The 22,166-nt window shown below is 44.7% G+C and carries 12 protein-coding genes and 1 pseudogene; 6 read left to right on the top strand and 7 right to left on the bottom strand.

The features are described from left to right. The first annotated feature begins 86 nt into the window (after positions 1-86). The 4 genes from H6G03_RS05075 to H6G03_RS05060 all read left to right on the top strand — a co-directional run bounded on the left by H6G03_RS05075 (position 87) and on the right by H6G03_RS05060 (position 12,715). On the top strand, positions 87-6,584 hold the full coding sequence (locus H6G03_RS05075) for a PAS domain S-box protein (RefSeq protein ID WP_190462726.1): 6,498 nt from the start codon (positions 87-89) through the stop codon (positions 6,582-6,584). Between the two features lie 65 nt (positions 6,585-6,649). Next, positions 6,650-9,799 carry an ATP-binding protein gene (locus H6G03_RS05070; RefSeq protein ID WP_190462724.1) on the top strand — a complete coding sequence of 1,050 codons (3,150 nt, stop codon included), beginning with the start codon at positions 6,650-6,652 and terminating at the stop codon, positions 9,797-9,799. 37 nt (positions 9,800-9,836) lie between these two features. After that, complete coding sequence (locus H6G03_RS05065) at positions 9,837-11,126, top strand: sensor histidine kinase (protein WP_190462722.1); 1,290 nt, start codon at positions 9,837-9,839, stop codon at positions 11,124-11,126. 473 nt (positions 11,127-11,599) lie between these two features. Then, the gene (locus tag H6G03_RS05060; RefSeq protein WP_190462719.1) at positions 11,600-12,715 is read left to right on the top strand and encodes a sulfate ABC transporter substrate-binding protein; all 1,116 of its coding nucleotides are present in this window, start codon (positions 11,600-11,602) and stop codon (positions 12,713-12,715) included. Between the two features lie 244 nt (positions 12,716-12,959). Here the strand turns inward: H6G03_RS05060 and H6G03_RS05055 are convergent, their stop codons facing one another. From H6G03_RS05055 to H6G03_RS05035, 5 genes are all read right to left on the bottom strand, one after another. Continuing rightward, positions 12,960-13,811 (bottom strand): nitrate ABC transporter ATP-binding protein, encoded by an 852-nt coding sequence (locus H6G03_RS05055; protein ID WP_190462717.1) that lies wholly within the window; start codon positions 13,809-13,811, stop codon positions 12,960-12,962. 127 nt (positions 13,812-13,938) lie between these two features. Beyond that, the gene (locus H6G03_RS05050; protein WP_190462715.1) at positions 13,939-15,945 is read right to left on the bottom strand and encodes an ABC transporter ATP-binding/substrate-binding protein; all 2,007 of its coding nucleotides are present in this window, start codon (positions 15,943-15,945) and stop codon (positions 13,939-13,941) included. A 117-nt stretch (positions 15,946-16,062) separates the two neighbouring features. Then, complete coding sequence (ntrB, locus tag H6G03_RS05045) at positions 16,063-16,899, bottom strand: nitrate ABC transporter permease (protein WP_190462713.1); 837 nt, start codon at positions 16,897-16,899, stop codon at positions 16,063-16,065. 88 nt (positions 16,900-16,987) lie between these two features. After that, a complete protein-coding gene (locus tag H6G03_RS05040; protein WP_190462711.1) occupies positions 16,988-18,355 on the bottom strand; it encodes a CmpA/NrtA family ABC transporter substrate-binding protein in 1,368 nt (455 codons plus the stop codon). Between the two features lie 711 nt (positions 18,356-19,066). After that, entirely contained in the window at positions 19,067-19,474 is a 408-nt protein-coding gene (locus tag H6G03_RS05035) for a response regulator (protein WP_190462710.1), read from the bottom strand. 378 nt (positions 19,475-19,852) lie between these two features. Between H6G03_RS05035 and H6G03_RS39425 the strand changes: the two are divergent. Together H6G03_RS39425 and H6G03_RS37790 are read left to right on the top strand one after the other, a co-directional pair. Beyond that, positions 19,853-20,026: pseudogene (locus H6G03_RS39425) on the top strand (transposase family protein); the annotation flags it as partial. 93 nt (positions 20,027-20,119) lie between these two features. Beyond that, the gene (locus tag H6G03_RS37790) at positions 20,120-20,404 is read left to right on the top strand and encodes a transposase (RefSeq protein WP_242060302.1); all 285 of its coding nucleotides are present in this window, start codon (positions 20,120-20,122) and stop codon (positions 20,402-20,404) included. Between the two features lie 163 nt (positions 20,405-20,567). On the opposite strand, the gene H6G03_RS05025 is transcribed toward H6G03_RS37790, so the two are convergent. Together H6G03_RS05025 and H6G03_RS05020 are read right to left on the bottom strand one after the other, a co-directional pair. Then, the gene (locus tag H6G03_RS05025; RefSeq protein WP_190462708.1) at positions 20,568-21,218 is read right to left on the bottom strand and encodes a PEP-CTERM sorting domain-containing protein; all 651 of its coding nucleotides are present in this window, start codon (positions 21,216-21,218) and stop codon (positions 20,568-20,570) included. Between the two features lie 703 nt (positions 21,219-21,921). Further along, positions 21,922-22,166 (bottom strand): hypothetical protein (locus H6G03_RS05020; RefSeq protein ID WP_190462705.1); only part of this gene is annotated, 245 nt, incomplete at its 5' end.

Below are 22,166 nucleotides of genomic sequence, written 5' to 3'. Positions count from 1 at the left end.
TTTATATTTGCTAACTTTAAAGTTAGCCAGCTCAAAAATAAATTTAGCTGTTTTGCTTTTACTAAAATTAAAACATTTACAATAGTATGCACGTAGCTTTTCAAGAACCGATCGCCCATAGCAACTTAAGAGTTCTCCTGGTTGAAGACAATGTTGATGAGGCAGAACTAATTGAAGAGTTGCTATTGGAGACCAGTTGGGGGCGAGCGATTATCCTCCAGCGCGTAGAGCGACTGTCAGAGGCACGAGAAACTTTAAGTCAAGAAAAATTTGATGCGATTTTGCTAGACCTTTCACTGCCAGACAGCCAAGGATTTGAAACTGTAATTAAGCTCAAACAAGAAAATCAAAATATACCTATTGTAGTGCTAACGTCTCGTGCGGATGAAGAACTGGCACTTCAGTTAATATCGGTAGGCGCACAAGATTATTTAGTAAAAAGAAAAATTGATAGCGAACTATTAATTCGCTCTTTGCGTTACGCGATCGAACGGCAACACAGCCAAGAAATTTTGCACCAGAGCGAAGAAAAATATCGCTTTGTAGTCAATAATGTTAAAGAAGTAATTTTCCAAACAGATGCCGACGGCAACTGGACATTCATTAACCCAGCTTGGACAGAAATTACTGGCTTTTCGGCAGAAGAAACTTTACAAACACCGTTTTTAAGTTATGTTCATTTAGATGATATTCCATTATATCAAGAAAAACAAGCTGACGCTAGCAGTAATTGTAAAACAAATAAAGACGGCAGCCGCTATGAAATTCGGCTGCGAACTAAATCGGGTGGATTTCGCTACGTCGATATCGACGAACGTCTCAGCTTTGCCCCAGACGGAAGTATTTGTTCGCGCACGGGAACGCTCAAGGATATCACAGAGCAAAAAAGCGCGATGTTGGCACTGCGTTCTAGCGAAGCCAGATTGCGGGGGTATTTCGAGAATTCCCTCGTTGGGATTGCTATTTATGCACCCTTGTGCGAAGAGGGAAGCGGGAGAGCGGGGGAGCGGGAGAGCAGCATAACCGCAGAATACCCCAGAAAAGTAGAAAATGTGGATAATATTTCCCCCGCTCCCCCGCTCCCCCACTCCCCCCATCCCCCACTCCCCCACTCCCCCACACCCTTTATCTCTTCGCAAAAAGAGTTGTATTGGATAGAAGCCAACGACGCCTTGTGCAAAATGCTGGGATATCCTAGCGACGAACTTTTGCGTCATAGTTGGCTGGAATTGATTCATCCCTTAGACAGAGACGCTAACTGGCAACAGTTATTGAAAGTCTTGACAGGAGAGATCGATGACTGCGTTTTAGACACACGCTTGCTTCGCAAAGATGGCAATATAGTTTACACCAGAGTTTCGGTAAGCTGCATTAAAAACGAAGCCGGATCGCTCGATCGCCTGATTGCCGTATTCTTAGACATCAGCGATCGCAAACGGGCAGAAGCAGCCCTCAAACAGCAAGCAGCGGCGATCGCAGCTGCCAGCGATGGCATCGCCATCCTCAACTCTAACGGAGAGTATATCTATTTAAACGACGCTCAGCTCAAAATCTTCGGCTACGACAGAACCGAAGAACTATTGGGAAAAAGCTGGCAAGTACTCTACGACGAAGCCGAACTGCAAAGATTTACCAAAGAAATATATCCCAGCTTTTTGCAACAAGGTTGCTGTCGCACAGAAGCAAGAGGTCTGCGAAGAGATGGCACAACATTTCCTCAAGAAGTCACCGTCACCCTGCTGGAAGGAGGCGAGCGACTTTGTATTATCCGCGACATCACCGAACGCAAGCAAGCAGAAGAAGCCCTGCGGGAGAGCCAGCGTTTTATTCAACGAATAGCCGAAGCTACCCCCAATCTTTGGTACATTTACGATCGGATCGAACAGCGCAACATTTATACAAATCGCGAACTTGCCGCTGTGCTGGGCTATACCCCAGAAGAAATTAAAATCATGGGTGAGGCGCTTTTGCCAAATATTATTCACCCCGAAGACTGGGCGGTATTCTCAAAGTACGTAAAGCAGTGGGAGACTGCTTCTGATGGAGACATCCTCGAAATAGAATATCGAGTCAGGGATGCCAAAGGAGAATGGCGGACTTTCATGGGTCGGGAAACCCCCTTTGCCAGAACTCCCGACGGCAAAGTCAAGCAGATTCTCGGCACAGCCACTGACATCACCGAGAGAAAGCGGGTAGAACAAGAATTAGCCGAAAGAGCCAAACAGTCGGCATTAAGGTCTGATATCGGCTTGGCGCTAACGGGGGCGGGCGACTTGGGAGCGATGCTGCGTCGTTGCTGCGAGGCATTGGTAGAACACCTGAATGCTGCCTTTGCCCGCATTTGGACGATCGAATTAAATCCAAACATACTGCAATTGCAAGCTTCTGCCGGAATCTACACCCACATCGACGGCGGTCACGCTCGCATACCCGTGGGCAGCTTCAAGATTGGTTTAATTGCTGCCGAAAAGAAGCCCTACATGACGAATGACCTGCACAACGATCCCAGGATTAGCAACCCGGAGTGGGCGCGGCAAGAAGGAATGGAAGCCTTTGCAGGTTATCCGTTAATTGTCGAAGACCGGGTAGTCGGCGTCATGGCCATCTTTGCCCGCACCTCTCTCAAGGCAAATATACTCGATACCTTAGAGTCGATCGCCAGCCAAGTCGCCTTGGGAATTGAGCGCAAACGAGCCTCGGAAGCTTTGCAGGTGAGCAATGAGCGATTGCAGCTGGCGATGGAAGGCAGCGCCTTGGGATTGTGGGATTGGCACGTTAACACAAAAGATAGCTATTTCGACCCGCAGTGGAAGAAAATGCTGGGGTACGAAGTCGAGGAAATCGAGAATAATTACGAATCTTTCCTGCGCTTAGTACATCCAGAAGACCTACCCAGAGTTGAGGAGAGCAAAAACGCCCATCTGGTCGGCGCGACTCCCGTCTACGAAATCGAATTTCGGATGCTATCGAAGCAGGGAACGTGGAAGTGGATTCTATCCCACGGGAAAGTCACAGAACGGGATGAAATCGGTCAGCCCCTGCGGATGACGGGAACGCACAGAGATATTACTCATCGCAAACAGGCAGAGGAAAAACTGCGGCTCTACCAAGAGATATTTTTGAACTCCACCGATGCGATCGGTATCATTGACCCTGACGGTTTTTACCTGGAACAAAATGCCGCCCATCAAGAGCTGTTTGGATACAGCGACGCCGAACTAAAAGGACAGACACCTCAACTCATAGGCAAAGAGGATTTTGTACTTGTTGCGGAAAGTTTAGCCGCCATCGGCAAGTTTCGCGGTGAAATTACTTGCCACACTAAAGACGGCAAAATAGTCGAAATCGATGCTTCCGCTTTCGCCGTCCTCAATCATACCGGGAATGTGGGTTGTTATGTGGGTGTGATCCGCGATATCACCGAACGCAAACAAGCAGAAGAAGAACGCCAAAAATTTGTTTCTCTGATCGAAAACAGCAGCGACTTCATTTCCCAAGCATCTTTAGATGGCAAAATTTGCTTTCTCAACGAAGCCGGACGCCGACTCGTGGGTTTAAAAGATTTGTCGGCAGTTTTTTCTACCAATATATTGGATTATGTTCCCCAAGCACTACACCAGGAATTTAGTCAAACAATTTTAGCAACTGCACTCAGCGAAGGACGCTGGCAAGGAGAAACACAACTACAACACTTCCGCAACGGTAAAATCATTGATGTTTTGATGAATGTTTTTCTTGTTAAAGATCCGAAAACTAAAGAACCGATCTGTCTGGCGGCAGTAGTGCGCGACATTAGCACTAGCAAGCAAGTAGAACGCTCTTTGCGACAATCGGAACAGCGCCTGGGGCAACTGTTTTTGCGGGAGCGGTTGGTTTCCTCGATCGCCCATCGGGTGCGCTCCTCTCTCAATCTCACTCAAACACTCAGCACCACTACAGAAGAAGTGCGGCAATTACTCTCGACCGATCGCGTCGTTATTTACCGCTTCCGCCCAGACTGCTCAGGCTATATAATTGTTGAATCCGTTAACGAGCCTTGGATATCGCTTTTGGGGAGAGAAATTCAAGATCGGTGCTTTAATAATTCTTATTTCGCTCTGTACGGTCAAGGTCGAATTCGAGCAATTGATGATATTTATGGCGGTGATTTAAAAGATTGCCACATCGCCCTATTAGAACAATTTCAAGTCAGAGCTAACTTAATAGTTCCGATTATCATCCAAGATGGGGGAATACTGGAAGCAGGTAATGAGGCATCGGAAAGCGACCTCTATCCCCAATGCCCTACACCCCAGGCACAATTATGGGGATTGCTGATCGCCCACGAATGTCAGGGTGCAAGGACTTGGACTGAAGCGGAAACAGAGCTTTTACGACAGCTGAGCGTACAGCTGGCGATCGCCATCCAGCAATCGACTTTGTTCGAGCGATCGCAACAAGCGCGAGAGGAAGCATTGCAAGCTTCCCGTATGAAGTCCTTGTTCCTCGCCAATATGAGTCACGAAATCCGCACTCCCATGAATGGCGTGGTGGGGATGACCGACTTACTTCTGAAAACCGAGCTAACTGCCGAACAGCGGGACTTTGTACAAACTCTCAGAATCAGCGCTCAAACTCTGCTGACTCTGATCAACGATATTCTCGACTTCTCCAAACTCGAAGCTGGAGAAATGCGACTGGAGAAGGTGGATTTTGACTTAAATGTTTGTCTGGAAGAAGTGCTGGATTTGCTCGCGCCCTCCGCAGAAAATAAGGGACTGGAATTAGCTGGATTAGTCGATCGCAACGTCAACAGACAAATCAACGGAGATCCCGCCCGTCTGCGCCAAATCCTCATGAATTTGGTGGGCAATGCCATCAAATTCACCGATAAAGGAGAAGTGGTAATTGAAGTTACCATTGCGGGAAACCCCACCCACGGAGAGCAGGAAAGTCAAAAGTCAAAAGTCAAAAGTCAAAATTCTTCCTCTTCTGTCTTCCCTCCCCCACTCCCCCCATCCCTCACTCCTCCCTTAAGTCTCCTATTTTCTGTGCGCGATACGGGTATTGGTATCAGCCCAGAAGGTAAGAAAAAGCTGTTTCAATCTTTTTCCCAAGTCGATGATTCTACTACCCGCGAATACGGAGGTACCGGTTTGGGTCTGGCAATTTGCAAGCAGCTGGTGGAATTGATGGGAGGAGAAATTGGCGTAGAAAGTACTTTCGGAGTCGGCTCAACTTTTTGGTTTACTCTCCCTTTAACGCCACCAATTTCACCTTCTTCACCCACGCCAGAAGTTACTTCGCTTTCCGGGCTAAAAATGCTCGTGGTCAGCAATAGACCTACCGTGCGAAAAATAGTGCGTTCTCTCGCAACTTGGTGGGGTATGGAGGTAAGCGAAACCGATCGCACTTGGATGGCAATGATCGCTGTGCGAAATGCCACCGCTGAAAATCGTCCCTACGATATCGCTCTCGTCGATATGCAGCTTGAGGAATTAAGCGACAAAACACTGCAACGCACGATTACCTCAGAACCATTAATGCAGCAAACGAAATGGGTTCTCCTCACCCAGGCGAAACAGCGTGAAAAGATTAAAGATTTGGTTGAGGAGGGTTTAGCTGACTATTTAACTAAACCTGTGAAAGCTACCCGTTTGTTTGACAGTTTGCTGAATGCGGCGAACAGGGAGAACGGCAGAGTCAAAAGTCAAAAGTCAAAAGTCAAAATTCCTCCTCTTCCCCTCACCCCTCACTCCTCTCCCACTCCAACACAAAATTTTAAAATTCTCTTAGTTGAGGATACTCCGGTTAACCAAAAAGTCGGTTTGAATCAACTGAAAGTTTTGGGCTACCAGGCAGATTGTGTCAATAACGGTCAAGAGGCAATAGATATTTTGGCATCACAGGATTACGACATCGTATTAATGGATTGTCAAATGCCGGTGATGGATGGCTATGAAGCAACAAGAAGGTTGCGTCGTCTCTATGGTACTCGTCATAAGATCGTTGCTATGACAGCAAATGCTTTAGTCGGAGAACGGGAAAAATGTCTGGCTGCTGGCATGGATGACTACATCAGCAAACCGATCGATCTTAACCAACTCCAAACAGTTTTAGAACGCTGGGTATCCCAATTACAAATAAAAAACCAAAAGATCGAAATGGAATCTGACATCTCTGAAAGCATTACATCGGGAAATTTTAGTACTGCAAAAGGTAAAGATAGCCCCAAAAATTCAATTGCCGATCTTACTACAGTCGCCTCATCGGTAGACATTATAGATATTGAACGCCTGCACCAAATTTGTAAGGGTGATGTAGAGTTTCAAGCAGAACTTCTGCAAGCTTTTGTGGAAGATGGGGAAATGTATATCCAAGAGGCCAAACAAGCCATCTTGTCAGGAGATTGCGACACTCTCGCACGTCGCGCTCACCAAATCAAAGGCGGGAGCGCTACAGTTGCGATTCGATTGATGCCCGATATTGCCGATCGACTTGAAAGTCAGGCAAAATTAAATAATCTAGAGGGTGCAGATGAAGCGATCGCAGAATTAGAAAGGATTTTTGAGAATGTAAAAAATTTCGTAGCTAATAGCTCATAAGTAGGGATTTTGGATTTTGGATTTTGGATTTTGAATTTTGGATTTTGGATTTTGAATTTAAAAAAATGTGGGAACTTTTGCAACAATTACTATCCCCAACTCAGTATATACCTCACGGTCACTGCTACCTGTGGCAAACTCCGCTGGTTTGGCTGCACATAGTTTCAGATTTAGCGATCGCGTCTGCGTATTTCTCTATTCCGGCGATGCTAATATATTTTATCTGCAAGCGGCAAGATATTCCCTTTTCAGGAATATTTGCCCTATTCGGAGCCTTCATTATCCTCTGCGGCACAGGTCACTTACTGGAAATTTGGACGCTTTGGCATCCAGCTTACTGGCTATCGGGTTTGGAAAAAGCACTGACTGGCTTGGTTTCCTGCTTCACAGCGGGGCAAATGGTAACCCTGTTGCCCCACTTCCTGGCGCTGAAAACTCCAGAGCAACTAGAAAAAATTAATCGGGAACTGGAAAAAGAAATAGCCGAGCGTCAGCGAGCAGAAGAAGTTCTACACAATGTTGTAGTAGCAACAGCTTCTGTAACGGGTGAAGAATTCTTTTCAGCTGTTGTAAGCCATCTGGCAGCAGCGTTGGGCGTTCGCTACGCTTTTATAGCACAAACTGTGAGGAACCAGCCCGATAAATTGCAGACTCTTGCTTGCTGGGCAGATAACAAACTGGGAGAAAATTTCGAGTACGATTTAATCGGTACTCCTTGCGAACCGGTTATCAAACAGGGAAAGCTGTTTTTCTACCCAGAGCGTACACAAGAACTGTTCCCACAAGCTAAGGGCGTCGTTGCTATGGGTGCAGTTTGCTATTTAGGAGTGCCTCTGCTCGATTCTTTACAACAAGTAATAGGCGTTTTGTGCATTAACAACGACAAGCCTCTACAGGATGTAGAAAGCGCCAAAGGAATTATGAAAATTTTTGCGGCGCGAGCTGCTGCGGAAGTTCAACGTAAGTGGGCGCAAGAAAGTTTGTGCCAAGCTTTGGATGAATTAGAAATTCGCGTTGAGGAACGCACTGCTGAGTTATCAAAAACGCTCAACTCTCTTAAGGCTGAAATAGTAGAACGCAAAAAAGTAGAATTGGCTTTGGAGCAAGAACGCCAACAACTGCGTCAAATTATTACCCATGCACCCGTGGCAATGGCGATGTTAGATACGGAGATGCGGTACATCGCCTACAGCGATCGATGGCTGAAGGATTACAATCTCGAAGGGCAAAACTTGAACGGGCGATCCCATTATGAAGTATTACCAAATTTGGCAAAACTTTTCAAACCTATTTATTACCAGGCGCTGCAAGGAGAGGTAATTTCCAAGCCCGAAGAAGCTCTGGAGTTAGAAGATGGCAACAAACTTTATCTGCGCTGGGCAGTCCAGCCCTGGTACGCACAAACAGATTTAGTATTGGTGGAAAATAAATTTAACAACTCAAAATCTTACATCACAAATCGAAAAAGCCACATTGGTGGCATTGTCATCGTGACTCAGATAATTAATGAATTGGTAGAAGCCAGAGAAGCAGCTTTACAAGCATCTCGGATGAAATCTGCTTTTTTAGCTAACATGAGTCACGAAATCCGCACTCCCATGAATGGCATTTTGGGAATGACAGATTTACTTTTGAAAACGCCGCTCACAAAGCAACAGGAAGAATTCGTGTTGTTGCTCAAATTAAGCGCGGAACACCAGCAAGCGCTGATTAACGATCTGCTCGATTTCTCCAAGTTGGAAGTCGGGAAAATGCGCCTGGAAATGCAGGAATTTAACTTGAAGAAAAGCATAGAAGAAATAGTAAGTATACTGCAAATACAGAGCCATGCCAAAGCGCTCGAATTGCGTACCGCCATCGCACCCAATCTACCCGAAAAATTAATAGGAGACCCGCATCGCTTGACCCAAATTATTACAAATTTAGTAGGAAATGCGATTAAGTTCACCGACTTTGGAGAAGTGGTACTTACAGTCACGAATCATCAAAATAAATCAGGCATCACTAGGGAAGATTGCGAAAAAACTATCAATTCAGAATGTTGCATTTTGTTTGCTATCCGAGATACGGGAATTGGCATCGCACCTGAAAACAAAAAAAAATTGTTTCAATCCTTCTCTCAACTAGATAGCTCCACTACAAGAGCTTATGGAGGTACTGGTTTGGGTTTGGCAATTTGCAAGCAGCTAGTGGAGTTGATGGGCGGTGAAATAGGCGTCAAGAGCGAGCTGGGTAAGGGTTCGGAATTCTGGTTTGCAGTGCCTTTCCAAATAAGTCCAGAAAGGGAGAGGAATAAGACCGAGGGAGACATAGAGAGGAGGGGAGAGGGAAATGCTCCCCCTGAGCAACCGCCGATTGTTAATTACCGATCGCCAAGAGAAAAGCTGAAAATATTGTTGGTGGAAGATACCCCAATTAACCAAAAAGTGGTGCTAAATCAACTGAAATTCTTGGGTTATGAGGCTGATTGCACTGCAAATGGTCAAGAAGCACTCGATCGAATGGCATCTATCGCCTACGATTTAGTATTAATGGATTGTCAAATGCCGATGCTGGATGGCTATGAAACAACAAAGAGAATTCGCACCCAGTCAGGTGACGATCGGCACATTGTAATTATTGCCTTGACTGCTCACGCGATGAAAGAAGATCGCGAAAAGTGTCTGGCAGCAGGTATGGATGACTACCTCACCAAACCCGTTTCTATGGAGCAATTGTCAGCGGCTATAGAACGATGGATGCACAAGTACGACAAAGGCAGAAAGATTGTGGATAAAAAAGTATCGGGAGAAAACACAAATTCTCAACTTCAACCTCCAGTAGATAATCGCATTCGTCCAGAATTGCCCATGCCAAGTTTTTCTGAAGAAATTATCGATCGCGAGCGTCTCAAGGAAATCACCAGAGGCAGCTCGGAATTCCAACTCGAATTACTGCAAGCTTTTATGGAGGATGCTCCCACTTACATAGAAGAAGCCAAACAAGCTTTGCTTTCAGGAGATGCTCAGACCCTCGCTCGCCGAGCTCATCAGATCAAAGGCGGAAGCGCTACCGTAGCTATTAGATTTATGCCGGATCTTGCACTCACCTTACAAAAACAAGCGGAATTAAACCAGCTAGATGGAGCAGATCTGATTATAACAGAGATGGAAAATATTTTAGAGCGTGTCAAAACCTTCATTGCTAATTGGGAATCGGTCATAGATAATGGCTAAAGACTCATGGTTCATAGCTGCCGGATAAAGGATTCTCATGTCCAAAATACTTGTAGTTGAAGATGATTCGGCCACTCGTTTACTCCTGAAAAGAGACCTCCAACTAGAAGGTTATGAAGTTACTGTCGCTAAAAACGGTGAAGAAGGACTGGAACAGGCAGTTAAGATACGTCCGGCATTAATACTTTGCGATTGGATGATGCCACTGATGGACGGAGTAGAAGTTTGCCGTCGCGTTAAGGCAACACCCGAATTAACCAGCACATTTTTTATTTTGTTGACTGCACGGGATTCTATAGCCGATCGTGTGCTAGGTTTAGATGCAGGCGCAGATGATTTTGTCTCCAAACCCATTGAGCCAAATGAATTGTTGGCGCGGGTACGAGCGGGATTGCGAGTATATCAATACCAGCAGCAATTGAGCGAAGCGAATCAGCAACTCAGTCAGACTTTGCAAGATTTGCAACAAACTCAGGCTCAACTGGTGCAAAGCGAAAAAATGTCGTCTCTTGGCCAAATGGTGGCAGGAATCGCTCACGCCATCAACAACCCGATTACTTTTATCAGCGGCAACCTCGATTATACCAAAAACAGCTTCAATGACCTGCTTGAACTAATCCATCTTTATCAAAAATATTACCCTCAGCCAGAACAAGAGATTAACTTAGCCATCGAAAACATGGATTGGGAATTTCTTAAAACAGATATTCCCAAAAGCTTAGATTCTATGAAAGTAGGGGCATCTCGAATTCGCGACCTTGTGGTTAGCCTCAAGAGTTTTTCTCGGCTCGACGAAGCCGAAATAAAACAGGTTGATATTCATGCAGATATTGATAACGCACTTTTACTTTTGGAACACAGGTTATCTGGAGAAACTTCAGACAACATTTACGCTGACGATCGGTCAAAAATTAAAGTAATTAAGGAATATGGCATTTTGCCTCTTGTAGAGTGTTACACAGCCGAATTAAATCAAGTATTTTTCAATCTTATAACTAACGCCATTGATGCTATAGAAGAATTAACCATTAGCGAAACATCATTAATTTTGGGAAAAGGACAAATTAGCATACGCACCAAGCTATTAGATGAAAATTGGGTAGAAATTGCAATATCTGACAACGGCGCGGGAATGACTCCAGAGGTTGTGCAACAAATATTTAATCCCTTTTTTACCACCAAGCCAGTCGATAAAGGCACTGGGTTAGGATTGGCAATAGCCTACTCTATTGTAGTTGATAAGCACAAAGGGTTATTAGAATGCAGGTCATCAAAAGGAGAGGGTACTGAGTTTTTGATTAAAATTCCGACTCGTCAGCAACTCTAAATTAGATTTTTTATAAGTAATTTATACATTTATGTACTAATTTATCGCGTCGATGACTAGAAAGCAACCCCCGACAAAATTTTATAACTTAAAGAGTGATGTAAAGATCCCTTAAGTTAATTTATCTTTACATAAGTTTATATACTTTGTAACAAAAATAAAAATCATCAACTAAATGCGATCGCTTCGTGTCCCTCAAATAAGGGCTTGCTTTTTGCAATTGTTTGTGCAACTATACTGAGTAATCAATAACTACTGTATTCCCACTGGTTTACCGTAGATTATAAAGAAGTAAAATCTGGTGCTGATACTTGGCGCAGATAAAATTCCCTATTGATTGGTTCGATCGCCAAAAAATAGCCAGTCTTTTAGAGGGGATTGTTGATGTTGCACGAATTTTCTTGATGCAGCAATGGTTTTGCATTGCTGAAAACACGATTGAGCAGAAATAAAAACAGGAGGAATTACAATCAATGCAGTATACCCGTCTAAAAAAGTGGGCATTGCTGCGCTTACGAAAAAGAACTGGTTCGCCAGCTATTTTTGATAAGTCAGCCAACTTGCTCAAATCTTCGCTTTTCAGGACTTTTATTTTACTTTTTGCCGTTGGTTTGGGTTTGAGTTGGTTAATTCCTCAGCCAGCCAGGAGTCAGCAACCGAAAGATGTGGAACTAACTTTGGTATCATTTGCTGTTACCAAAGCTGCCTACGATCGAATTATTCCCGGCTTTACCGCTAAGTGGAAACGAGAACATAACCAAAATGTCAGATTCAACCAAAGTTACGGCGGTTCCGGTTCGCAAACCCGTGCTGTAATTGATGGTTTGGAAGCCGATATAGTACACCTGGCGCTTGCTTTTGATGTAAACCGCATTCAACAAGCAGGTCTGATCCAACCCGGATGGGAGCGAGAAGTACCGAATGGCGGTATTGCCAGCAAATCTGTGGTCGCTTTGGTGACGCGACCTGGAAATCCCAAACGAATACAAAATTGGTCAGACCTAGCCAAAAGTGGCGTCAAGGTGATTACTGCTAATCCCAAAACTTCTGGCGTCGCTCGTTGGAACTTCTTAGCATTGTGGGGTTCTGTAACTCAAAACGGCGGAAACGAACAGGCAGCTCGTAACTTTGTCGGCCAAGTTTATCGAAATGTGCCGATTCTTCCCAAAGATGCTCGCGAAGCATCTGACGTATTTTACAAGCAGAATCAAGGAGATGTATTGCTAAACTATGAAAACGAAGTTCTCTTAGCTAAACAGCAGGGAGAAACAGAACCTTTCATCATTCCCCAAGTAAATATTTCCATCGACAACCCAGTAGCTGTGGTTGATAAAAACGCCGACAAACATGGCACTCGTCAGGTAGCGCAAGCTTTTGTGCAATACCTTTTTTCTCCTGAAGCCCAACGAGAATTCGCTAAGGTAGGTTTTCGACCCGTTAATACAACGGTAGCGGCAGAGTATAGCAGGAACTTCCCTAGAATTGGCAAACTTTTTACAATCTCCCAGCTAGGCGGTTGGGATGGGGCGCAAAGAAGATTTTTTGCCGATGGTGCGCTATTCGATCAACTGCAAGTTGCGGCGCGGTAATTAATTAGCTGTTTCTGTTTTTTTGATAACTTAAGACTGGAAACCCGGTTTCTTGAAGAAACCGGGTTTCTGGGTTTAGAAAAGTGGCAAAACAGGGAAGAGGGAGAGCGGGAGAACGGGGGAGTAGGGGAGCTCTTGAGCGGGAGAATAAATCTTTTCCTTTTCTCCTAGTCCCTTTTCCCCTTTTCCCTTTCCCCCTTTCCCCTAGCCCCTAACCCCTAACCCCTAACCCCTTTCTTTTGACTTAATCGTCGTTGTGAGCGAAGCGGTGGAAGAGGAAATCTAAGGCGTGATTTCGGAGTTTGTAGTATTGCGGATCTTCCATAATGCGGGCGCGATCGCGCGGACGGGAAAAAGGAATTTCCAACACTTCACCAATTTGTGCCGCAGGGCCATTCGTCATCATTACCAAGCGGTCTGCCAGGAATAATGCCTCATCGATATCGTGGGTAATCATCAACACAGTGCAGCGATGATCGTTCCATATTTTCAACAATTCCTCCTGCAATTCTTCTTTAGTAATTGCATCCAGAGCCCCAAACGGTTCATCTAAAATTAACACTTGAGGGCGAATAGATAAAGCACGGGCAATAGAAACCCGCTGACGCATCCCACCCGACATTTGCGGCGGCTTTTTCTCAGCGGCATCTAACAAACCTACCAAAGCCAAATGTTCCCGTACAATGGCATCTTTTTCAGCTTTGAGTTTGTTGCCATAAACAGCATCGACAGCCAAATAAATGTTGTCGTAAGCTGTTAGCCAAGGCAGTAAAGCGTAGCTTTGAAACACTACCATCCGATCGGGCCCAGGTTTGGTAATGCGCTGCCCGCCCAATCTCACTTCCCCGTCTGTTGGCGTGGCAAAACCAGACACCATATTTAGCAGCGTTGATTTGCCACAACCGGAGTGACCGATTAGGCAAATGAATTCGCCTTCGTAGATAGTCAGATTAACATCCTTCAGGACTGTAAACGGCCCTCTCGATGTGGGATAAACCTTAGAAACCTTGTCGATCGACAAATAAGGCTGACGGGTTAATCCCAATTTCTTGGGCTGTTTGGAAGTTTCCACAACTTTGAGATTTCTATTGGTCATGACTGGATTGGTAAATTAGTAATCGATAATGAGCGAGCGGGCGTAAAAATTGCAGAATCCGGTCAGTTGTCAGCAGTAAAATGTCAAATTACGGACAACTGACAACTGACTGATGACAATTCATCTTCTAAGCAGCAAAAATCGGACTGCGGGAATCGAGAATTACTTCTGCAACTGAAAAATCCCGTTTAATCCCTAAGCTATTGAGGTACGCAATCGGGTCTTCCGTATCAAAAGACGTACCATCGAATAAGGGAATCGGGCCGCGATTATATTTCATATCGAGAATGCCGAGTTCTCTGGCTGCCGTACTAAATACCGAGACGCGACACATACGTTCCAAAATTTCCATCCAATTGCGCGGGAAAGGTGTATGTCCCCAACGCGCTAATTGCGTCATAATCCAAAGTTGTTCGGTGCGGCTGGGACGGTTCGCGCCTTCTCCGTAAAATAGGTGATGAGCGTATTCCCGCATCGGACGATCTAAATCGCAAAAAGCTATATTGGGATCGCCCAATTGGATATAACTAATATCGGTGCTGAGGTACTCCCTTTTTGCCAAGATTTGACGCACTTCTTCAGCGTTATTTTCATCGGCGCAGTAGCGACAAGCTTCCAACAGCGCTTTCACTAAAGCGATATGAGTATTCGGATAAGAATTTGCCCAATCTTCTCGCACACCGAGTACTTTACCGGGATGTCCGTTCCAAATTTCCAAGTCAGTGGCAACAGTAAAACCAACATTTTCCATTGCCGCCCGAATGTTCCAAGGTTCGCCAACGCAATACCCATCAATGCTGCCTGCTTGCAAATCGACTACCATTTGGGCAGGTGGCAGATTTTGGAGGGAAACATCCAAATCGGGGTCGATACCTCCAGATGCTAACCAGTAGCGCAACAAGAGGTTGTGCATGGAGGAAGGATGCACAACTCCCAATCTGTGCTGACGATTGCGCGTCTTTAACAAAAAGCGCTTAAAATCTGATAAGCTGTGTATCCCTTTGTCGTAAAATCGCTTATCCAAAGTGATGGCATTACCGTTGCGAGTCATCGTCAGGGAAGTCACAACGGAAATCGGTTTGTCTCCTTCTCCGCCCAAAGTTAACCACATCGGCATCCCGGAAGGCATTTGGGCTGCATCTAAGTAACCGCCAACTATGCCGTCTTCCACACCGCGCCAGTTGCTTTCCCGTACTAGAGTAACTTCATCGAGTCCGTGTTTGGCAAAAAAGTTTTTTTCTTTGGCAACGGCGAGAGGGGCGCAAGCGGTAAGGGGTAGGAAGCCAATTTCCAGGTTAACTTTTTCCAGACCGTGACGTGCGATCGCCGTAGCTTTTCTGGCCCGAATTTTCTTGATCCGTTTTTGTTGGTTCAAGAAATAAATCATTTCGCTTCGCAAGCTGTAATAGCTGGGATGTTCGACAACTTCCATGCGCTTGCGGGGTCGGGGAATATCTACTTCTAAAATCTGACCGATTTTAGATTCTGGGCCGTTGGTCAGCATGACAATGCGATCGGATAACAGCACCGCTTCATCGACATCGTGCGTTACCATTACGGCGGTGACTTGGTTTTCTTCGCAAATTTTCATTAATTGTTCTTGCAAATTCCCCCGCGTCAGGGCGTCCAACGCACCGAAGGGTTCATCTAGTAGCAAGAGTTTGGGACGGATGGCCAGGGCGCGGGCGATCGCCACCCGCTGTTTTTGTCCCCCAGATAACATGGCTGGCAGTTTATCGCCATGCGGACGCAATCCCACTAAATCGATATGTCTTTCCACAATAGCGCTGCGATCGCCTTTGGATAAATCTGGCATCACCGCATCAACAGCAAGGCCAATATTTTCCCTTACTGTGCGCCAAGGCAATAGGGAATAATTTTGAAAAACCACCATCCGGTCTGGGCCAGGTTTTCTAACTTGTTCCCCTTCTAAGGTAACAACGCCTTCTGTGGGTAAATCCAAACCCGCAATCATGTTGAGCAACGTCGATTTACCGCAACCGGAGTGACCGATTAATGAGATAAATTCTCCTTTTTCAATCTGGAGGTCAATCCCTTTGAGCGCAATGTATTTGCCATTATCGCCTAGATCGAAAACCTTTTCAATTTGGTCAACAGCAACAAAAAAAGACATAGGTATTGCTAATTGGTAGTGGTAATAGGGATTAGGGATTAGGGATTGGGGATTAGGGGCTAGGGAAGAGTGGGAGAATTAATCGATTCCCGACGCCCTAGCGTCTAGCCCCATTTTTTATTTCTGTCCTTGGGCGATAATTACCGATTCCAGCCACAGCATAAATTTGTCGAGCAGTAAGCCCACCACACCGATATAAACCAGGGCTATAATTACTTCGCTGATGGCGTTATTTTGATATGCTTCCCAGATAAAGAAGCCAATTCCCACAATGCCGGACATCACAATTTCTGCCGCAATAATCGCTAACCAAGCTAGACCGATCGCAATCCTCAAGCCTGTGAAAATGTAGGGAAGTGTAGCGGGAATGAGGATATTCAAGAAATACTGTTTGCGGTTCAGTTGCAGAACTTTGGCAACGTTATTGTAATCTTGAGGAATTTGTTTCACGCCCACGGCTGTATTGATCAAGATAGGCCAGATTGCCGTGATAAAAATCACAAACAAAGCAGCAGGCTCGTTTTGTCGCAAAGCTGCTAACGAAATGGGAACCCAAGCCAAAGGCGGTACTGTCCGCAATAGTTGAAAAATCGGGTCTAAAGCTTTGGAAACAGTTTTATTCGTTCCTACTAAAATGCCCAAGCTAATGCCAACAACGGCAGCCAAGATGTAGCTAACCGCAACCCGTTGCAAGCTAGCGAGAATTTGCCAGAATAGACCTTTATTTGTTCCGCCTAAATCGTAAAACGGGTATAAAATCAAAATCCTGGTGTCTGTAACGACTTTAATAGGCCCTGGTAGGGTTGCGCCCGGAAGCCAAGAAAACAACTGCCAAACGATTAAGAAAATAGTAATGGCGGCAATCGGAGGGAGCAAATCGGGAAATCGTTTTTGTAGTTGAGCCAACCATTTATTCTGAGCGGCAGAGCTTGGACGTCTTTGCAAAGTTGTCATTGATTCTATTTTCCTTCTTCAAATTAGGTAGTTGTTAGTACGAGAGGCTGGAGGGAGCAGGAACAGGGGAACTTTCTTGGTCTTCGCCCTAAACTTGCACTGTCTTGATCTTCAAACTCTTCAAATAAGCCATCGGATCGGCGGGGTCAAACTTGATGCCATCAAAGAACTCTTCAATACCACGCGATGTATTGGTGGGAATATCGGCGGCAGCAAATCCGGCTTCTTTCGCCGCTTCTCGCCACAAATCTTCGCGGTTGACTTTATCGATTAATTGCTTAGCATTCGTCATCGTATCTACCGGGAGAAAACCCCAGCGCACGCTTTCAGTTAAAAACCACAAATCGTGACTCTTGTAAGGATACGAAACGCTGCCTTTGGAATCCTTCCAATAGTAGGTTGCCATTGATTTGTCATCAATGATGCGACCGTCGCCCATATCGTATTTACCCATAAATGGTTCGAGCAAAACTTCTGGAGGTACGCCAAAGTAGTTTCGACTAGATAAAATTTGCACGAGTTCTTGGCGGTTGTTGAAATCGTCGCACCATTTCTGAGCTTCCATAATGCCTTTTAATAAAGCTTTAGTTGCTTTAGGATGTTTATCCACCCAGTCGGCGCGAATCGCTAGATATTCTTCGGGGTGATCTTTCCAAATTTCTGCTGTTAATGCTGCCATGTAGCCGATGCCGTCTTTGACAATGCGGAAAGGCCAAGGGTCGCCGGTACTAAACGCATCCATTGTTCCCGTCTTCATGTTGGCAACAGTTTGGGCAGCGGGTACGGTGAGTAATTTGACTTCTTTATCTGGGTCGATACCGCCTGCGGCCAACCAATAGCGTATCCAAAAATCTTGGTTAGCGTGGGGAAAGGTATAGGCGGCAGTGAATTGAGTACCGCTGCTTTTCAGGCCATCAAAAATTGATTTTGTTCCGGCTAGTTTTAAACCGATTTTGCCTTTGTGTTTGCTGGCGATCGCAATTCCATTTCCCTGCGTATTCAACTGGCACAGCACATACATGGGGATTTTGACATTGCCTTTGGTAATCTTGCCTTCCGAGATCAAATAAGGCATCGGCATCTGCCATTGACCCCCATCAACGCCTCCACCACCAGACCCGATTTCTAGGTTATCTCTAGCTGCACCCCAGTTAGCTTGTTTGGCAATATCAACCTCAGTCATGCCGTACCGGGCAAAAAAGCCTTTCTCTTTTGCCACAATCAAGGGTGCTGCTTCTACAATAGGTATATATCCCAACTTGATTTTTGTCGTTTCTGGTGCTTCGCCAGCACTGACATTAGCAACTGGAATAGCGCTGGGGCTGCTTTGTGTGTTTTGTGAAGTCATTTCGGGGGGATTTCCCAAACAGCCTTTGAGGAGAACAGAACCTACAGCAGAAGCTCCAGCTGTAACGAGAAATTTGCGGCGAGAAAATGGATTGGTAGATTGGCTCATATTATCTCCTTGCAATCAATACTCCGAGTAAGTTCGCAAACAAAATTACTGCAAAACTGCTAAGGAAAAGCCTTAGAGAATAACTCCAAGAGCCCTATTGTTAACAGTTATGCACATCAGGCACAGTAAACACAGGCAACTTCAAGCAGTCATGAAGTTTCCTGCTATCTACAGTCATGCTTTATCAGTCAGCCGCAAACTGGGTTATCAATTTGCGGCCATTGAGACTGGAAGATTGTCCAAATCTTTGTTCGTTTTACAGACGTCAAATTTGGCATCTGTAGATTTTATTAAATTGAGTGGCTCAGTTACTTTTCTGAGTTAAAAGTAACTTTAGCACTTCTTGTAGCTGCGTGGTTAACTTACAAGTCTCAATTATCAACGAAAAATTAAATGGTATCGATAGAGAGTTCTGGGGGAATCCTCTCGATGGCGCATTACCTATAATTAATGCTTATGAAAGCGATAACCAGTGTTTAAGTTAGCTGCATATATGTAGCGCATCGAAAGCCAAATGCTATGGCTCGCTTACTACTATAACTTAAAATTATTGAAGTGGTATAACTGGATTTATCCATATCTTTAATATATATCGTCTTATAGATTGACTGCCATTACCTTAACTGCTCCAACCCCTGCTCGATCTGGTTTAATTGGAATTTCGATCGCGAACTCAGTCCCTTCTTGGCCCCAGGCAGGCACTAACCTCGCTCAGTCTTCGATCTTAGAATCAACTGTCGTTGATATATCCCAGTTCAGCGCTTTTGCGATCTGGTTAGCCAACGTAGCGGGATCGAAAGGCTTAACGATCGCTGCGGCTACGCCTAAGTTAGCGAAATACTTTTGCTCTATAACCTGCACCTTAGCTGTGAGCAAAATTATAGGTATGTACTGAGTAAATTTGTTGGCTCGCAGATGTGCGAGAGTAGCCGAGCCATCCATCTCTGGGATCGTCACATCCAAAATAATCGCGTCGAGTCGCTCAGTCTCAGCTTTTTGTATAGCCTCCTCACCTGACCCGGCGGTCAATACCTCCCAGCCAACCGTCATTTTCAACGCCAGTTGAATCACCCGCCGCAGCGGGTATTCATCGTCAATCACCAAAATCCGTTTACTCATAAATTGCAACCCTTAGCCTTCCCACCAATATCATGTTTTAGTTCCAAAGCTGCAAACTAGCTTTACTCCCTTCCCGCTCAAAGAATATGTATTGCATTAGGGGAGAGTGGGGGAGCGGGAGAGTGGGGGAGAAAATAACAACCGGTAACTAGCGATCGATAATCTTACGGCGGGAAGGGAGTAAACGCTTGTGGTAAAGTTGGTTCTTCCGTACTTAGTGTGCTAAAATATTGATATATACCTAAAAATATAGCGATATTAGAGTAAGTTATGAAAAGGAAAATGACAAAATTACTAAATTTACCTGGTGTGATAGTAGAAAATAGTAAAGAGACAGAAGAAACATTAATTTTATCTGTAAGAGTCAATCAGAAAACAGCAGTTTGCCCCCGTTGCGCTCGCATAAGTCATCGCCTGCATCAAAATCAAGGCCACTTAATAAGAGATTTACCAATAGGGGATAGAGAAGTTTTTTTGAAAGTAAATCGGCGACGATTCAAGTGTGAAAATTGCCAAAAGCCTTTTAGTGAAACTTTAGATTTCGTAGAAAATAAAAAAAAGTTTTACTTATAGATACACCCAAGCTGTTACAGAGCAAGTTATTCATAATGACGTGAGCAATATTACCGAAATAGCGTCTCAACGATGAAGCGATGGTTTCCAGAGGTAGTAGCTTACTTTGAAAAAAGAATAACCAATGGAATAGTGCAAGGAATTAATAACAAATTAAAATTGTTAAAACGTTGTGTTTTTCGCTTTAATAATTTTCATAATTTTGAGATACTCGCTTTACTTTTCTGGCATTTTCCTTACGCTTTAGCACAGCAAGTACCGGAGAACCAGGAAGTATTACTAATATTTTTTTTCCAAAAAAGACAAAACAGACCTTTCAGTTGGCTTTTCTTTTGGTTGGGAGGAACCGAAGTATAAGATCGGAGTGCTGGAAGATATCAGCGATCGCAAAGTGGTGAACATGGCTTGGCGCGAAACCTGAAAGTTCCTTTCCAAGATCGGTACTTTTTATTTTACCCTGCCATTGCCGCCAGAGGATTGAATTACGATCGCAATCGTTTGTGTTTAATAGCAAAAAGCTTTAGTTGAACTTTGCTTGGTGTTGTTTGCGTTTCAGCACTGAAGTAGCTCCAAAGGCACCCAAAGCCAGAAATGCCATCGCCGAACCTGGTTCGGGTACAGAAGTTGAACCGCCGACAGGAGCTGAATTTAAAGCACCTACAACAGCCAGAGAAGGAACTGTTCCACTAATTGTTTGTATACCAAGTCCAACTACTACGTTGCTCAATAAACCGCCCGCTGCCACACCGAAATCGTCTAAATTGATACTCAGAGCGTTTACATTATATCCAGCAGCCTGAAATCCCGTATTAGAGCTGGTGTACGAGTTTGTTATCCCGCCCACAGTCAGCGATACTTCAAACGTATCGGGGATACCCAGTTCAAACAGGACAAGATCGTCTCCAGCACCATTGACTAGAAAATTATCCGTGAAACCCAAGTTGACGTAGGCATCGGGGCTGAAGGAGAAAGCATAGGTAGTTAGATCGCTGTCTGTCAGTACTTGTTCCAGACTTCCGCCACTAATAGTATAATCACCGGAAAACGACAGCAGAGAGTCAGAAAATGCGTTGTCATCAAATGTGTAACCAGCTACAAAAGTAGCTGCATTTGCCGTATTTGCAACGCCCAAACCTATTAGTAAGCTACATAAAGCGAGCAAATTTTTCATTTTTTAATCCTCTTGGTAACTTAAAAATCGATCGAGAAATTATCCCAAGTAGAAACGCGATTATTTCAGCACCATATTGCTTTTAGGACAACCTACATAACATCCGCATAGCGCTACAAAGAGATAAAGATAAGAAGAAACAGTTCAAGACCGACTCTTCTTTAATGTGTGTCACGCTTTAAACTGGTAGCTCTTTCACGTTATGCGTCGAGATTACACCTTTCTACAATCTCGCGTTCATCTTAAAATTCGTCTCTATTACAGCTTTACCTAAGCCGCACAGATTTGTCAGCATTTTCACATAATCTTTATCAAAAAAACATATTTATATATTACGGTCGCAATCAAAGCAAACCTGTAAATCTCTCTATTGCTGGATTTATAAAGCTTTTCTCGCCGCTGCAACTTTAGTAAGTATGTAAAATTTGTGTAAAGTCTAAATATTTTTAGCGAATTGGGTAAGTTGGCGCTGAAAAATCTAACTATTTATAGCTACTGGCAGTCCGATGGAGAGGAGGCCAGCCTAACCCCTTTTTGACTGGAGGACTAAAGTCTTGACTACACAAACAAAGCCCACCTGCACGGGCTTCAAGAAAAAGGGCGTAGTTAACCCGGATTTAATTTTTAATCTAGCTCTTGTACGAGCCCAATAATAGGGCGATCGCACTTAAGTAATTTCCTCTGGACTGAAGCCACCCCAGCCCTAAAGGGACGGGGGTTCAAAATGCGATGAAACCTCCACTTGGCTCTCCCAAATTGGTACAACATCCAAGTTCTTAGTGTTGGCATTTTGAACTTTCGTTGCGACTCGCTCTGACTCTGGGAATTTCCCAAAGGAAGAAGGAACTTGTCCTCCTAATCGCAAGTTAATTTTCGTGGTCGCCTGTCTCCAAGCCGCATACAAGAGCGGTTCCGCACTTAACCAAGCGTTTTGTGCTTGATTCGCTT

The sequence above is a fragment of the Aerosakkonema funiforme FACHB-1375 genome (genome assembly GCF_014696265.1).
GTDB lineage: Bacteria > Cyanobacteriota > Cyanobacteriia > Cyanobacteriales > Aerosakkonemataceae > Aerosakkonema > Aerosakkonema funiforme_A.
Note: the sequence above shows the minus strand (reverse complement) of the source record. Positions and strands in the feature narration are given on the sequence as shown.

Excerpts from the sequence above, each read along its gene's own strand:
- H6G03_RS05075 (WP_190462726.1), top strand. The coding sequence starts at position 87 with ATGCACGTAGCTTTTCAAGAACCGATCGCCCATAGCAACTTAAGAGTT.
- H6G03_RS05070 (WP_190462724.1), top strand. The coding sequence starts at position 6,650 with ATGTGGGAACTTTTGCAACAATTACTATCCCCAACTCAGTATATACCT.
- H6G03_RS05065 (WP_190462722.1), top strand. The coding sequence starts at position 9,837 with ATGTCCAAAATACTTGTAGTTGAAGATGATTCGGCCACTCGTTTACTC.
- H6G03_RS05060 (WP_190462719.1), top strand. The coding sequence starts at position 11,600 with ATGCAGTATACCCGTCTAAAAAAGTGGGCATTGCTGCGCTTACGAAAA.
- H6G03_RS05055 (WP_190462717.1), bottom strand. The coding sequence starts at position 13,811 with ATGACCAATAGAAATCTCAAAGTTGTGGAAACTTCCAAACAGCCCAAG.
- H6G03_RS05050 (WP_190462715.1), bottom strand. The coding sequence starts at position 15,945 with ATGTCTTTTTTTGTTGCTGTTGACCAAATTGAAAAGGTTTTCGATCTA.
- ntrB (WP_190462713.1), bottom strand. The coding sequence starts at position 16,899 with ATGACAACTTTGCAAAGACGTCCAAGCTCTGCCGCTCAGAATAAATGG.
- H6G03_RS05040 (WP_190462711.1), bottom strand. The coding sequence starts at position 18,355 with ATGAGCCAATCTACCAATCCATTTTCTCGCCGCAAATTTCTCGTTACA.
- H6G03_RS05035 (WP_190462710.1), bottom strand. The coding sequence starts at position 19,474 with ATGAGTAAACGGATTTTGGTGATTGACGATGAATACCCGCTGCGGCGG.
- H6G03_RS37790 (WP_242060302.1), top strand. The coding sequence starts at position 20,120 with ATGAAGCGATGGTTTCCAGAGGTAGTAGCTTACTTTGAAAAAAGAATA.
- H6G03_RS05025 (WP_190462708.1), bottom strand. The coding sequence starts at position 21,218 with ATGAAAAATTTGCTCGCTTTATGTAGCTTACTAATAGGTTTGGGCGTT.